We start from the raw sequence: 14,984 nt of genomic DNA on the forward strand, positions 1-14,984 counted from the left end.
ACATCCACGTACAGGTCTGCTGCTCTTTGGGCATGATCCCAATTGAAAGTTTCTAAGGAGAATAAATTTCCTGAAAGGTCCTCATCCAATTTGAGTTCTGAATTTACAAATATTGCCCCAACCCATTCTTCAGAAATTAAGGACTTGATGATTTGAACTGAGTTTTGCTTTGAATTTTCGGCTATATAAATAGCATTTCCGACGACAATGATATCATTTGAATCCTTGGCTTTTTTCAACCCATTTTCAATCAGATGAGCAGCAATTCCAGGATTTCCTTTGTGCGTAGCAAATCCGTGGTCAGCAGATATTATCACATTGACCCTATTCTCCATACCAAGTTCGGAAATTGAAGCTATAATTCTTCCGATCTGCTCATCAACATTCTTTATTGATTCCATGGTCATTGGGGCACCAATACCTTCTCCATGGGCTGTTGCATCTGGATCAGAATACCAAATGGTAGCCACATCGACCAAGTCTTCTTTGAGTGCATACCGGATAAAAGCATCTGTAACCCATTTGTGCCTTTCTTTATTGGGCTTTGCTTTTGGTGGAACTTCTCCCAGGTCTTGAATAACCTTATTATTCATTTCAAAAGGCAAAATCATCTCAGGATTGATAATTCCCAGACCTTAAATTCTGTGGTTAAGTAAAAACGACTGCCCTGTTGAGCCTGTGCTGAATACTGCATATCTGCCTTTACCACTTCTTTCCAAAACTTCCCCTACAGACATACTGGTGATCAATTTCCCCGCCGTCAAAGAATCAGCTAACATCATTGTCCGGGCATCTCCGGTATTCAAACCTTTAATTGGGTCCACTATGGGAAGATAAAGGCTGTTGCCCATTATCCCATGTGTTTTCGGGTAAGATCCTGTTGCATAGGAAGTTGAGTTTACCCTTGTCACAGTGGGAAATGTGCTGTGATGGTGCTGACCTACTGAACCTTTATCCATAAGTGAATAAATGTTAGGAGTATTTTGCTCATTCACATAATCAAACCGAAGGGCATCTACTATGATTACTACTGTTTTTAGATCGGAATTATTTTCCTTTGCTTGGGTGCATGCCATGGCAACCGAGGCCAGTGACAAAACCAGAATATACAATTTTTTCATAACTAACATGTTTATTTCTCCCACCATACTTTTGTATCAGGTGTATCACCGCCCATCCTTGCAACCGCAGCTTCCAAATTATCTGGGTTCAGTGCCTGAAGGTAGTTGGGATAAGTAATTCTTACCGGGAATCTGTTTTCAGCCGGTATCCCATCCCCTCTTGGTAGAATCGGATAGCCTGTCCTTCTTTTTTCATACCAAGCCTGGTAATCCGTAAAAAACAGCGCAAAATACTTATGCTGAATAATCTGTTCCAATTGGGCCTCAAATGAAGCTGATTCATTGAAGGTTACCAAAGGGTTATCAAAGTGTCCTGAGGGAACATTTTTCCCCCATTGTCTGATAGAGGATGCTATTCCACCTTCATAATGGTCCTTAATTGATTTTGGAGTTTCATAACCTCTCAGGGCAAGTTCGGCGAAAATAAACTCCAGTTCAGAATAGGTCATTATCAATCCCAGGTCAGAAAAATCTCTCAGTTCACTGGGGAAACTTGAATGTGAACCTACCGTATATTCGACTTCACTGGGGTACCCGCTCATGATACCTTTATATACCTGCTCACCGTTTTCTTCTATGGTGGTTGCCCACACCTCTCTTCGTGGATCGTCCATTCCATTGAGCCAATCTATAAAGTATATGGAATAATACACCCCTTCATTCCAGCTCAGATTTCTGAGATTGAAATATGGATTGTAGAATGGAAATGTGCCGGGATATCTTAAAATGGCGTCATCCTCGATGGATTCGAATACGGGATATTTAATAGGATTTCCCAAAATCATATTGATCTGTTCAACCACATTGATTTCACCATCTTTATTCAAAATACGAAGTAATAACCTGATTCGGAGAGAATTGCAAAACTTCCTCCACTTAAGGATTCCAGCAGCTCCGGTAGTTTGATAGATCAGATCTCCACCATATATAAAACTTGAAGTTCCCGAAAGCAAAGTATTGGCATTTTCAAGGTCAATTAGCATCTGTTGGTAAATGTCCTTCTGAGTATCAAAAACTGGTTGGAATACCCCTTGCTCTACCTTATTTGATTCAGAGAATGGAATATCGCCAAAAGCATCCGTCATCATGGAATAACTCCAGGATCTTAAAACCAAAGCAACACCCATATAGGCGTCTGCCCCTAATCTTTCAGATACCTGATACATATTCATAAGGTCAGTCATCAACCGGTAATGATTGTTCCAAAACCCTTCCGAATTGTTAGGCTCAATGACATATCGATGCAGACCGTTATTAACACTTGCCCTTGGAGACATCATCTGCATCATTTCATGTGTAAACCCTCTGGACCTACCTATTGAAGAATTCACCAATCTATATTGCAGTTGGTCAAGAATCACTCCTGGGAAAACTTCACTTGGTCTGTTTGGGTCAGCGTTGATTTCATCAAAATCCTGCGTACAGGATTGGAAAAAAACCAAAATCAGGACTAAAGGAGTTATAAATTGTATTTTAAGTTTCATAATTGGTCGACTTTAAAATTTCAAAGAAATATTCATTCCCATGGTACGTGTGGAAGGAAATTGGGTCATTTCAACCCCCGGAAGTAAAGTGCCGCTATTGAGCATCGCTATTTCTGGATCAAAGGCTGGGAAACTGGTAAATAGCAAAAGGTCCCTTCCATAAAGGGCTACAGTGGCCTGAACCAATCCGATCTTTGACAAAATGGAAGGAGAAAAAGTATATTCAACCCTTGCCTCCCTCAATTTGATGAAAGAGGTGTCGAATATATTCGTTTCAACGTTGGCATGTTTGTAATATTCATCATAATACCTTTGTGCAGTGGTCACTGTAGTATTGGGAGCATATGTACCGTCTCCATTGGACACTACACCATCGCCTATGATTCCCTCATCCCTTCCAGGAAGGGTTACTCTTGTTTTCCCCAAAGTATTTAACTTGTGGTTTGTCATCGAATAAGCCATACCTCCCAACTGACCGTCCCATAAAATATTGGCCCTGAATTTCCCGATAGTGAATTGGTTCAGGATGCCGCCTTTCCAGTCAGGAAATGCATTTCCCCAGTTTTTTCTTTCAGGATCAAGCTGGGCAGGAATACCTGCATTGGTATAGATGATTTCGCCTTCTCGGGAACGCTGGAAACCAAGGCCATAAAGATCTCCCATTCTGCCACCAATTCTTGCTTCAAGGCTGACAACGGAATGTTCCCCAATTATTTGGTTGTTCAGCCCCTCTGCCAACTCAATCACATAACTCCTATTGTAGGACCAGTTCAATGTAGTAGTCCATGTGAAGTTCCTTCTTGTCATGGTTTTGGCATTCAATACCAATTCCAACCCATTACTTCGAATAAGACCGGCATTTGTCAAAATACGGTCATAACCCGAGGTGATATCCAATGGAATCGCCAGTATTTGGTTCCGGCTTTCACTGTGATAAGCCGTGAAGTCAATACCGAATTTGTTTTCAAATAATCTCAGGTCAAGGCCTGCTTCATAAGCAGTAGTGATTTCAGGTTTGAGATCAGCATTGAAAAGAGTATTGGGATTGGTAAAACTGGTAGCATAAATCTGATCATAATACCTTGCGGTCTGATAGGGCCTGGTATCGTTACCGACCTGCGCATAAGAAAGACGGAGTTTGGAAAAACTCACCGCCGAGGGCAAGTCCATCAATTCATCCAAAATAAAGCTTGTACTTATGGAAGGATAAAAGAAAGAATTGTTAGCGGCAGGTAGGGTACTTGACCAGTCATTTCTCCCTGTAAGATCGAGGTAGATCTTCCCTTTATAATCAAATTGTGAAGTAGTATATAAGGAGTTAATTGACCTTTGCAATAATCTTGGATCAGCTACAGGTTGGTCCAAGGAGTTGGAGATCATGTACAGGCCGGGCATGGCCAATTGATCAGCATATACTCCGTTAAAGTTATTGTAACTAAACATCCTGTTACCTCCTGCTGATAACACCATACCAATGTCCCCATTGATTTTCTCTGAATAAGTGAGTAGGAAGTCAGAGTTGATTTCATAGTTGAAAATAGATTGTTGTCGGTACATCCCCCTTGGATATTTGGACATGCTGTATGGTCTCCGTTGGGTTCTGTCTTCATTGGCAAGGTCAATTCCCGACCTCAGCATAAGACTTACCTTGTTAGAAAATTCATAGGTAGCCGAAACACTTCCTATCACACCATGCTTATCTATGGTATTGATCATTTCATAGGCTTGGAGGTAAACATTGTCCGGGCCTGGGTTGAATGGGTTTTTCTGCTCGATCTGTTCAAGTCCCGGCATCCAATAATCCCTGAACCAATTGATATCAGTACTTGGAGTAGTCCCGATGATCATGAAATACATCATGGTTTGGTTGTTATACCCTGCCATGGGAAGATTGTCCGATTTTTTATTGACATAATTGACCCTCGAATTGATCTTAAGTCTGTCAGAGACTTTGTGGTCCAAAGCAGTAGAGACTGACAACCTCTCAAAACCTGTGTTTGGTACTATCCAAGAATTGTTCAAATGGGTAACAGATACTCGCCCTGAACTTTTATCAGTAGCTCCTTCCACGGATATGTTATTGGTAATGGTATAACCAGGATTAAAAAAGCCTTTGATGTAATCATCATAAGGTCTCCAAAGCGTTCTTTCAGTCGGCCTTCCGTCGGGTGAATTGGGATCATATTGATAATACATCTGTCCATCGAATTTCGGACCCCATGCCCTACCCGCTGCTACATTTGTACTTGTATTGGGCCCATCTTCTGTATTCCCATAAGAATAATAATCTGCAGTCCTTCCTTCACCATATTCATATTGGTAATCCGGCCAACGAAGGCCGGTCCTTTCTGTACTGATGTTGGAGTTAAAGGAAACACCTATTCCTTTTTGTTGGATACGCCCTCCTTTTGTTGTGATGATCAAAGCTCCGTTTGCAGCCCTTGACCCATAAAGTGCAGCGGCAGCGGGACCTTTTAAAACAGTCACACTTTCAATGTCATCTTGGTTAAGATCGGACACGGCAGAACCAAAGTCCACAGGGCTATCCTGATTTAAATGCCCTCCAAATCCAGTGCCTTCTATCTTACCATTTATTGGAACACCATCTACCACAACTAGAGCTTCATTATTGCTGAGATTAAGCGAAGTTTCTCCTCTTAAGGTAATCCTTTGGGATCCCATTGGACCTGCTCCCCCACCGACTACATTCAATCCGGCAACCTTCCCTGCCAAGGCAGATGTCCAGTTATTACTTCTGGCATCAGTCAGTTCTTGGGTCTTAATGGACTGAGTAGCGTATCCTAATGATGCTTCCTCTCTTTTTATACCCAATGCAGTGACAATAAATTCCTCTATTTCCCTGCTTTTATATGTGAGTTTGATCTGAAATGAACTCTGATTGTTGACCATCACTTCTATGGACTCATATCCAATGTATGAAATGACCAAAATATCATCTCCCTTGACATCCAAAGTGAAATTACCCTCTATATCAGTTGCCGTACCCTGGGACGTTCCTTTTATCAGGATATTTACACCTGGAAGGGTTTCACCTGTCTGGGCATCAATGATAGTACCTTTGATCACTTCTAGTCTTTCTCCAGGGTTTTTAGAATCAGCAAGGGCAATGGTCATTCCGGAAAGTTTGAACTCCATGCCAGCCTCCTCTCTGATTTTTCCCAGTACCTCTTCAAGGGACGGATTTGAATTTATGATGGTAATTGATCTGTTTTCAACCAAGTTTGGCGCAAAGGAGAAATTAAAATCTGTTTGGTCCTCAACTGCCCTGATAACGTCCAAAAGGTTATGGTTTCCCTTTTTTAAGGAAAGGACAGTTTTGTTGATCTGATCGTCATTCGCAAATGAAGAAGTGTAGCAAATCATCAAAATGATGACGAATAGCGAAGATATCGTCCTCGATTTTTGATGATTTAATCTTTTCAATAATTCTTTTTTCATAATTTTGAGAGGTTTTAAGTGTTTGTGCTTGAATTCCTAATTCCGGTAGGCCACTGTTCCAGCAGTGTCCTACCTTATTTACAGGACATACTTTTGATTATCAGTTTTTTCCCATCATACTCATATTTAAGGTTTACAGAATAATTTATTGTTTCAAGAATTTGTAATAAATCCATTTTATTATAAGCCCCTGATACTATACAATCAGTATCAGTAGCCCCATTGATCACTTCGATTCCAAACCATGTTGACAATTCTTTGGCAATTCTTGAAGCATTGGCTCGCTCTAGCACCAGTGTGCCTTCAGTCCAGGCAAAATACTTTTCATCGTTCTCCACCGAACTCACTTTAAGTTTCTGATCTTTGATGCTTAGGCTTGCTCTTTGTCCTTTATCCAGAATGACAGGATCGGATTCAACCTTCAGTTTGGCAACACTTACCTTTCCTGATTTTACAATAACCATCTCGGTGGAATTCCTTTTTTCCGACACTAAAAATTCAGTTCCCAGCACAGTAGTTTCCAAAAAATTTCCGATTACGCGGAACGGTTCACTTTCTGATTTTTTGACCTGAAAAAATGCTTCACCACTCAGGTAGATCAATCTCCCTTCCTGAAAATCCTCCTGAAATCTTATACTACTGTTTTCTTTCAAATAGACAATTGATCCATCAGGTAACTCGCCTTTTTTCCTTTCACCCTGTTTTGTCAAAACTTCAGTCATACTGATTTCAAACATGTTTTCTTCAGTCTTCTGTAACATGGAATAAAAAAGAGAACCTATCAAAAACACCAAAAACAAACCTGCTGCCGCTGAAAAGTAAAGGAACCTGCTTCTGGAAACCCGGTCTTTATAGATCCTTGATTTCTTATGGATACTTCTTAGGACCACTTCCCTATCGATGGATCTCAAGGCTTTTTTTAACTCAGCCTCATCTGCCTGTTGCGTGTAATACCACACATTGATAGCGTCAAGATCCCTTTTGGAAGGCTTTTTTCCCCTTAAAAGATTGGCAATGATTACTTTCAGGTTATTACTCTTTTTTTCCTTCATCATCTAAAAGGGAAAAAACAGGAACCATCTTACCCCGAAATTCAATGAACAAAAAGTTAAGCTTTCATAAGGGAATTAACCTTAAAGTAACTTAGAACTTCGAATTCAAAAAAATAAATAAAATCAGGGGGCTGTATTCCTTAAGTTCGGAGCGGAGGAAGTTCAGGGTTTTTTGAATGGAGTTATGTATGGATTGGGGTGCCATCCCTGTAATTTCTGAAATTTCCACAGCACTGAGTCCATTGTATTTATACATTCTAAAGATTTCAGAACTGGTCTTGGGAAGAAGGTCAAGCTTGGATTCGATAATATCATAAAGCTCCTCCAATTCAAGGATTTTATCAGAACCAAAATCATCGATTAACTGAGTGTCCTGAAGTTGTTCATGTCCCTTTGAAGTATCAATGGCCTTAAAAACCCCGTACTTAACTGAGGTAAAAAGATAAACCTCCAGCGTTCTCTTAATTACAAGTGAATCTTTTCTTTTCCACAGGTCTATAAACACATCCTGAACAACATCCTGGGCAAGATCCTGCGATTTAAGTCTCGCAAAAGCAGCGGAAAAAAGGGGTTCCCAGTATCTATAAAATAAACTATCAAAGGCCTTGGCATCCCCCTGTTTAATTTGAGAAAGCAAATGGTTATCTGTGTTCCTTTCCATAATTTATCTGATATTCAAATTTACCCCTGACGCATTCGATATTCAAGAGTTTGTTTGTTATCAATTTATTAAGAATACATACAGCATTATTTGAACTATTAAAGACTTTCATTCAATAAACCTGAAAAGTTGTTGCGACAAGCGAGGAGTTTATTGATCGGAAGTGGGTGCTGCCTTTAGCTTAGTGTCACCGGTCTCAAAATACAAATGATAATGATTGCTGCAGCCAGGATTGAAGCCAGATTGGCAGTGAGGGCAGGTATTATCAGAGTCCATGTAGTCTTTGATGCTCAGCTCATTACCACAAATACCACAAAGGATCGCTTTTTCGCCATATTCTGATTTCGGCCATACTTTATGCTCGTGATCGGCTTCTTCTTCATGGCATGAAAAACATGGATAATACTTTTCGCAGCACTTAAATTTGATCGCAATGATATCCAGTTGCGAATGCCAATGCAGGCAGCGGGTATGTTTGTCTATTGATTTGCCAAAAACCTTGATTTCACCAATTTCAATGAATTTGAATGGTTGATCAGCCTTTTCTTGAGCAAAAGTATTACTAGAAAAAATCAGTATCAGAGTCAGGGAGATCAATAGTGTTTGTTTCATATTTCGGTCAAATTACTCGCAAGCATGAATCAATCTACTTTTAATGAATAGCCTTTCAAAAGTAAGTATTTATTTGGATGTTGCAGAGAATAGGATTACAAATCCTTTTTATCTGAAATCGGGATTTCAAATCCCGATCAGCGGTTGAGCGGGTTATTCTGGATCGATTGTTGACTATTTTATCATTAAATACCAATATAAATCTAACCAATTCTATTATGCTTACTATAAATAACATTGCAACGGGAGTATATCCAATAATGGCTTTTGGGAAAAAGAAAGATGATACTGTTGATAAGGGTACTAATAGAGAGACTCCAGGGAATTCTGAAGGTGCAAGACCTCCAAAAAAAGAGGAATACAAGGACAGTCAGGGTAAAAAGAAAATAGAAGAATCTGAAGATGATTATTCTCCTGAGGAAAGAAATACTCCAGGAGATCATTAAAGCAGTCCAACTTGCCCAATTTTTGTAACAGTTTAACCACAATTCAAAATTAGAGATGTGTTCATTACATGAATTATATTCCAGAAATTTTTTATTGTTTCTTCCAGATACCTTATCTATCTGAGAAGGGGTGATTTTCTGTTTCCTATTTATTGCTTTGGATTCCTGATTGAACCTACATACCAGTAGGGTTTCCTACCATGCTTTACTCACCCCCAAAATACTACATCTCAATTATCCCTGTTCCTTTAAATATAAAACCACTCAGCAAATAAAGGCACCAAAGATGAACAATTGACCTTTATTTTGAATTTGTTTAATTATCCGATTACAAAAAATACCTTATTTATAATTATTTATCTCAAGTCTTTAAAATGAAGTACCTATTATCTTTCCTTTTTTCTATATCAATCATTCAATTTACTGCTGCCCAGAATTTTACCATCAAAGGTGTTGTCAAAGAATCCGACAGGCAAGAACCTCTCCCCTTCGTCAATATCTTGCTTCTTAACTCAAACGATTCCTCTCAGGTTGGTGGCACTGTATCAGATATTGATGGACATTTTGAAATCACTGACGTCCAAAGAGGTTCATACTTGGTCAAGGTTCAGTTTATGGGTTTTAGAGAGTTTTCCAAAGAAATTGAACTGAATTCAAATATTGATTTGGGAACCCTGTCAGTAAGGGAAGAAGCCACAGACCTTAACGAAGTGGTCATAGAAGCCAGAAGATCCACGGGAACTCAAAAAGGAGATACCACTGCATTCAATGCCGATGCTTTCAAAACCATGAAAGATGCCAGTGCCCAGGTTCTTATCGAAAAACTTCCCGGCGTTAGTACCGAAAATGGAATTATTCAGGCACAGGGCGAAAATATTGCCCAGATTTTAGTGGATGGAAAACCATTCTTTGGTACAGATGTGAGAACTGCCTTGCAGAATATCCCTGCTGAAATGATCCAAAGCATTGAGATTTTTGACCAAAAAAGTGAAAAGGCTCAATTGAGTGGATTTGATGATGGGGAAAGAATGAAAACCATCAACATCATTACCAAAGCAAACAGAAGGAAAGGCCAGTTTGGTAAAGGAACTGCTGGATATGGTACAGATGACAGATACCTTGCTGGAGCCAGTGTCAATATTTTTGATGAAGATCAAAGGTTCACCATTACAGGATTGACCAACAATGTCAATGTCTTGAACTATTCCAGTGACCCCAATGCGCAGGACAATGCCAATCCTCAGGAAGGGATCATCACTACCAATATCCTCGGCTTGAACTACTCGGATATTTGGGCAGATAAACTCAAAATCGCAGGTAGTTATGTCTATTCCAACCGTGAAAACATCGGTATAGTAGACCGCTTCAGAGAGTTTATCACCACTGATGATTCCAACCAATTTTACACTGAAAAAAGCACAGATGTCCGGGTCAACAATCAGCATCAGGCAGATTTAAGATTGGACTACAATCCCAATGAAAGAAATCGTTTCCTGTACATTCCCAGGTTTTCTGCAAGATTTGAAACTGAAAACTCAGGCTTTTTTGGGCAAACTGACAATGGAATTAATCCTATCAATACGGTTGAAAATCTCAAAACTGGTAAATACCAAGACTTTGATCTTTTCAATAGGTTGTTTTATAGTCATAAATTCAACAAACCAGGAAGAACGGTTACTTTAAGAACCACTTTTCGAAACGGTTGGAATTTAGATGAATCGGATAGAAAAGCTGAAAATACCTTTTTTGAAGAAAATGGACAAAGAACTGAAAACCTGGACCAAAGGATTACCCGAGAAAGAACAGGAACGTCTTGGCAGACAAGGGTTTCTTATACCGAGCCCTTGGGCCAAAGGGGTCAGATGGAAGCCGAATACCAAATAGGAAACCGTAAAAATGACTCAGACCGATTGCTATTCAATGTCGAAAACAGGGATATTGATGATGGTGTTTTTTTACTAGACACAGCATTGAGCAATGTCTTTATCAGCAATTACTTGACCCAAAGTACAGAAATAGGTTATCAATATCTTACTGACAAATTTAGAATTCAGACGGAGATTGAATATCAGGATGCCAGATTGGGCAATTTGCAGGAATTTCCTTCCACAGAGGAATTGAACAGAAAATTTACAAACCTCCTTCCTACCGTCAGGATGGAATACAAATTCTCTGAAAGTACCAATATCCAACTGGATTACGACACTTACACCAATGAACCCAATGTAGGGCAACTTCAAAGGGTAGTTGACAACACCAATCCCATTCAGTTGAGGACAGGTAATCCCGATCTTGACCAGTCATACACCAATCAATTCAGACTGAGGTTCAGGGGTAACAACCCGGATTCTGACAAAAATTGGTTTGTATTTGCCCAATCCAGGTTTGTGGATGATTTCATTTCCAATTCAGTTCTGATCGCTGATGAAGCAACAGAAATACAAGATGGTATCATCTTGGAGAGAGGTTCGCAGCTGAACAAACCTATAAACTTGGACGGATTTCAGGATTTCCGATCTTGGTTTAGTTACGGAATGCCACTGGGCTTTATCAAATCCAACTTCAACATCAATGCAGGTCTTGGATATACCCAAAGACCAGGACAGGTTAATGAAAACATCGGTTTCAACAATTCCACCCGATTGAGTACAGGATTCTCACTGAGCAGCAATATTAGCGATCAGGTGGATTTCAACATTTGGTCCAGGTCTTCTTTTAATCAGGTCAACAATACCCTCAACCCCAACCTCAGCAATGACTTCTTCCAACAACGATTCCGGGTGAATTTCAATTGGATCATTTGGGAAGGAATCATTTACAGATTGGATCTAAACCATCAGATCAACAATGGGTTGGCCTCAGGATTTGATACCGATTTCACTTTGGTCAATATGAGCGTTGGCAAAAAAGTCTTCAATAACCAAAGGGGTGAGGTAAGTTTGATGGTATATGACCTTTTGGGACAGAATGCCAATGTCAGAAGAAATATCACCGAAACATTTATAGAGGATACCCAATCCAATGTGCTCCAACAATATGTCATGTTGAGTTTTACCTATAATCTCAGAAGATTCTCCAAGGGAATGGATGAGAAGGAATATTCGGATATGTACACGGAAAATTAACGCATCATCTTCGTGACAATATTGTCTTTCTCCTTATTCAAATATTGAAGAAAAGCCAAAGGAACAGGCATGTGCTTTTTCTCTTTTGGCCAAATCAGACTCCACATCGTCGTAATGGGCAAACCCTTCATGGGTATGATCTTGAGTTGCTTGTTGTGCAGTTCATTTTTGATTCCGATCAAGGGCATGATGGAATAGCCCAAACCCGCCATGACTGCCTGCTTAACGGCCTCATTCGAGGTCAGCTCCATTTTTTTCCCCACCGTAATGTTATTCTTTTCGATAAACTGCTGCATGGTTTGACGTGTTCCCGAACCTTCTTCCCGGAATATCAATGGCAGCTCTTTGAAAAAATCTTCATCGGCAATGCTTTCATTGAATTCGATTTGTGGACTGCCCACCAAAAAAAGATTGTTTTCCAATAAATCCATCTTTTCAAAATTGAGCGAAGTCGGCAAAAGCGAAACGAGCGCAAAATCTACTTCATTTTTTTTTAGGCTTTCCACTACCCTACTTTTGTTGGTGACATCCATCAACAATTCAACTCCTGAATGTTCCTTCATAAAACCTGCTAAAAAATAGGGCATTACATATTTACCCGTGGAGACGACCGAGATCTTCAAACGGCCCGTCAATAAGCCTTTGTAGGCCATTGTTTTGTAATTGATGGCATTTACCTGATTGATAATGTATTCTGCCGAATCTGCCACCTCATGACCAAAATCCGTCACATGTATTTTTCGTCCGACCACTTCTGTCAATGGTATTTCAAATTGGTCCTGAAAATTTTTTAACTGAATGGACACAGCAGGTTGTGTCAGGTGAAGTTCTTCCGCTGCCTTCGTTACGCTGCCTGTCTGTACGACTTTAAGGAAAACCTGTAATTGGTTGAGAGTATAATTCATAAATATATTTTATATATAACATTATAAAGTTAAATAAAAACTTATGATTTAAAAATAACAATTTTGCATCACGCAAAAAAAAATTATAACAGAATTATGGAAAATTTACAGGGAGAAACCATCAAATCAAGTGTTCATTTCTCAACCAAGACTGAGAAGTTAGAATTAATCAATGGACAATTTTCTTCAAAGGATGCCAAAGAGATTCTTCTCCAACTGTTCGGAGATAAAATCAAATACCATCAGTTGAGAAATCTAAGCAGCCTGGAAAGGTTTGGCGAATTTGACAAGATTTCTGTAAAGCGATTACCCGAGCTCCAATTACAGGAACTGAAGATCCTCGATATCTTCCAAAATGGAGATTTTTTTGAGGGGACTATAAGAATCCAGGCGACTATCAATATTGAAATATCAGAATAGGCTATTTGAATTTGTTGGATCCTGCATAACTAGCTGAATCAAGATTCCTCTAAACTCCTGATATGAACATAGATTTATTGTTAGAAAACCTTACCAACCCTGCTTTATTGTTTTTTGTCTTGGGCCTGATTGCCGTCTGTTTGAAGAGTGATCTGGAAATCCCCCCTAATTCCTCAAAATTCATTTCACTTTATTTGTTATTTGCCATTGGTTTTAAAGGTGGACAGGAACTGGCCCATGAGATTTTCTCTTGGGAAATCGTCTGGACCGTTTTATTTGGTATAGGTATTTCGCTTCTTATTCCTTTCTATACCTTCTTTATCTTAAAGAAAAAACTGAATATTTATGATGCCGGTGCTGTTGCAGCGGCTTACGGTTCCATCTCTGCGGTCACTTTCGTGACTGCTGTGTCCTATCTGGAAATGCAGCAATTGGAGCTTCATGGCCACATGGTAGCCATAATGGCCTTGATGGAAGCACCTGCCATTGTTGTAGGCCTGATATTGATCTCTTCCTATGACAAAACTAATGCGGGCACCGACCAGGTAAAAAAACGAAAAGTAGTCAAACATTCCTTTACCAATGGCAGTGTGCTGTTGATTTTGGGAAGTTTGCTGATAGGTTTCCTGGCATCGGATGCCCAAGCAGAGGGAATCAAGCCTTTTACCAATGATATCTTCAAAGGATTTTTGGCTATTTTCTTGCTGGATATGGGGATAGTAAGCGGCAAAAAACTCCAATCCTTCTTCTCCTATGGCTGGTTTCCGATGATATTTGCCATCGTCATTCCCCTCTTCAATGGATGTGTGGTAGCGATTTTGAGTTCATCGGTAACAGATGAAATATCCAACCGCTTTATCTTGGCAATTCTGTCTGCAAGTGCCTCCTACATTGCCGTTCCTGCTGCCATGAAAATGACCGTACCAAAATCCAATCCCGGACTCTACCTTCCTATGGCCTTGGCCGTCACTTTTCCGATCAACATCACGATCGGGATGCCTTTGTATTTTTATCTAGTTTCGTAACTAGTGCTATGTTAAGGATGTATTGACAATCTTTCCCGCAGAACTTGTTCCGATTCATTCGGGAGACGCAAAGACGCAAAGAAGGATACTTTAATCATTTTCCGATCGTGATAACCTTTAAATATAAAGTTAACATAACACTAGTGAATACTTGGAAAAAATGGTGGTAGGGTGAAATATGAAGGATTCCTTTAAGAGAGTTTCAGCATTTCAAACCGGTCGCATTTTGAGACCGGTTTATTTTTTACTTTTCAGAAAGTCCCTAAGATAATTTTCAACTCCCTTTTATAAGCCTCGCTTTCAGTCATTCCATTATGACCCACCCCATCAAGGATAATCAGGTGTACCTTGGATTTAAATTCTTCTTTGAGCCATAACGAAGATTCATAGGGGATAACTTCATCTTGATTTCCATGAAAAATGGTAATGGGCATAGTGCAGTCTTCTAAATATTGATTATTGGCAAATTTATACCTTATTATAAAAGGTGGAAGAAAGGGGAACAATTGACCCGCAAGATCAGTCAGGCTGTAATAAGGTGCCTGTAAAATCAATCGTTTAGGATTATTCTCTGAAGCCAGATTTGAGGCCATACCGGTTCCAATGGAATAGCCTAATATGATGATATCCTGTTCATTGTATTCATTCTTAAGCTTATCATAAACCATTTGATT

13 protein-coding genes are annotated in these 14,984 nt (G+C 39.6%); 4 read left to right on the forward strand and 9 right to left on the reverse strand.

The genetic code is table 11. The features are described from left to right. The 7 genes from ACEW8U_RS04600 to ACEW8U_RS04630 all read right to left on the reverse strand — a co-directional run. A partial coding sequence (locus ACEW8U_RS04600; RefSeq protein ID WP_373520860.1) for an alkaline phosphatase family protein occupies positions 1–593 on the reverse strand: 593 nt, incomplete at its 3' end. Positions 594–635: 42 nt separating this feature from the next. Beyond that, the gene (locus ACEW8U_RS04605) at positions 636–1,121 is read right to left on the reverse strand and encodes an alkaline phosphatase family protein (RefSeq protein ID WP_373520861.1); all 486 of its coding nucleotides are present in this window, start codon (positions 1,119–1,121) and stop codon (positions 636–638) included. 11 nt (positions 1,122–1,132) lie between these two features. Continuing rightward, positions 1,133–2,605, reverse strand: a complete 1,473-nt coding sequence (locus ACEW8U_RS04610) for a SusD/RagB family nutrient-binding outer membrane lipoprotein (protein WP_373520862.1) — start codon at positions 2,603–2,605, stop codon at positions 1,133–1,135. A gap of 12 nt (positions 2,606–2,617) precedes the next feature. Then, on the reverse strand, positions 2,618–6,064 hold the full coding sequence (locus ACEW8U_RS04615; protein ID WP_373520863.1) for a SusC/RagA family TonB-linked outer membrane protein: 3,447 nt from the start codon (positions 6,062–6,064) through the stop codon (positions 2,618–2,620). Positions 6,065–6,138: 74 nt separating this feature from the next. Next, complete coding sequence (locus ACEW8U_RS04620; protein ID WP_373520864.1) at positions 6,139–7,119, reverse strand: FecR family protein; 981 nt, start codon at positions 7,117–7,119, stop codon at positions 6,139–6,141. Positions 7,120–7,207: 88 nt separating this feature from the next. Beyond that, a complete protein-coding gene (locus ACEW8U_RS04625) occupies positions 7,208–7,777 on the reverse strand; it encodes an RNA polymerase sigma factor (protein ID WP_373520865.1) in 570 nt (189 codons plus the stop codon). A 150-nt stretch (positions 7,778–7,927) separates the two neighbouring features. Further along, on the reverse strand, positions 7,928–8,389 hold the full coding sequence (locus ACEW8U_RS04630) for a CHY zinc finger protein (RefSeq protein WP_373520866.1): 462 nt from the start codon (positions 8,387–8,389) through the stop codon (positions 7,928–7,930). 218 nt (positions 8,390–8,607) lie between these two features. Between ACEW8U_RS04630 and ACEW8U_RS04635 the strand changes: the two genes are divergently transcribed. After that, the gene (locus tag ACEW8U_RS04635; protein ID WP_373520867.1) at positions 8,608–8,835 is read left to right on the forward strand and encodes a hypothetical protein; all 228 of its coding nucleotides are present in this window, start codon (positions 8,608–8,610) and stop codon (positions 8,833–8,835) included. A 374-nt stretch (positions 8,836–9,209) separates the two neighbouring features. Next, complete coding sequence (locus ACEW8U_RS04640; protein WP_373520868.1) at positions 9,210–11,960, forward strand: outer membrane beta-barrel protein; 2,751 nt, start codon at positions 9,210–9,212, stop codon at positions 11,958–11,960. On the opposite strand, the gene ACEW8U_RS04645 is transcribed toward ACEW8U_RS04640, so the two are convergent. After that, entirely contained in the window at positions 11,957–12,865 is a 909-nt protein-coding gene (locus tag ACEW8U_RS04645; RefSeq protein WP_373520869.1) for a LysR family transcriptional regulator, read from the reverse strand. The genes ACEW8U_RS04640 and ACEW8U_RS04645 overlap by 4 nt on opposite strands. Before the next feature lie 96 nt (positions 12,866–12,961). Between ACEW8U_RS04645 and ACEW8U_RS04650 the strand changes: the two genes are divergently transcribed. Both ACEW8U_RS04650 and ACEW8U_RS04655 read left to right on the forward strand, forming a co-directional pair. Next, positions 12,962–13,285 (forward strand): hypothetical protein, encoded by a 324-nt coding sequence (locus ACEW8U_RS04650; RefSeq protein ID WP_373520870.1) that lies wholly within the window; start codon positions 12,962–12,964, stop codon positions 13,283–13,285. 62 nt (positions 13,286–13,347) lie between these two features. Next, positions 13,348–14,310 (forward strand): sodium-dependent bicarbonate transport family permease, encoded by a 963-nt coding sequence (locus tag ACEW8U_RS04655; RefSeq protein ID WP_373520871.1) that lies wholly within the window; start codon positions 13,348–13,350, stop codon positions 14,308–14,310. Positions 14,311–14,561: 251 nt separating this feature from the next. On the opposite strand, the gene ACEW8U_RS04660 is transcribed toward ACEW8U_RS04655, so the two are convergent. Continuing rightward, on the reverse strand, positions 14,562–14,984 hold a 423-nt coding region (locus ACEW8U_RS04660; RefSeq protein WP_373520872.1), incomplete at its 5' end, for an alpha/beta hydrolase.

The sequence above is a fragment of the Aquiflexum sp. genome (genome assembly GCF_041751335.1).
Taxonomy (GTDB): Bacteria; Bacteroidota; Bacteroidia; order Cytophagales; family Cyclobacteriaceae; genus Aquiflexum.

Excerpts from the sequence above, each read along its gene's own strand:
- ACEW8U_RS04650 (WP_373520870.1), top strand. The coding sequence starts at position 12,962 with ATGGAAAATTTACAGGGAGAAACCATCAAATCAAGTGTTCATTTCTCA.
- ACEW8U_RS04630 (WP_373520866.1), bottom strand. The coding sequence starts at position 8,389 with ATGAAACAAACACTATTGATCTCCCTGACTCTGATACTGATTTTTTCT.
- ACEW8U_RS04635 (WP_373520867.1), top strand. The coding sequence starts at position 8,608 with ATGCTTACTATAAATAACATTGCAACGGGAGTATATCCAATAATGGCT.
- ACEW8U_RS04620 (WP_373520864.1), bottom strand. The coding sequence starts at position 7,119 with ATGATGAAGGAAAAAAAGAGTAATAACCTGAAAGTAATCATTGCCAAT.
- ACEW8U_RS04625 (WP_373520865.1), bottom strand. The coding sequence starts at position 7,777 with ATGGAAAGGAACACAGATAACCATTTGCTTTCTCAAATTAAACAGGGG.
- ACEW8U_RS04610 (WP_373520862.1), bottom strand. The coding sequence starts at position 2,605 with ATGAAACTTAAAATACAATTTATAACTCCTTTAGTCCTGATTTTGGTT.
- ACEW8U_RS04605 (WP_373520861.1), bottom strand. The coding sequence starts at position 1,121 with ATGAAAAAATTGTATATTCTGGTTTTGTCACTGGCCTCGGTTGCCATG.
- ACEW8U_RS04655 (WP_373520871.1), top strand. The coding sequence starts at position 13,348 with ATGAACATAGATTTATTGTTAGAAAACCTTACCAACCCTGCTTTATTG.
- ACEW8U_RS04615 (WP_373520863.1), bottom strand. The coding sequence starts at position 6,064 with ATGAAAAAAGAATTATTGAAAAGATTAAATCATCAAAAATCGAGGACG.
- ACEW8U_RS04645 (WP_373520869.1), bottom strand. The coding sequence starts at position 12,865 with ATGAATTATACTCTCAACCAATTACAGGTTTTCCTTAAAGTCGTACAG.
- ACEW8U_RS04640 (WP_373520868.1), top strand. The coding sequence starts at position 9,210 with ATGAAGTACCTATTATCTTTCCTTTTTTCTATATCAATCATTCAATTT.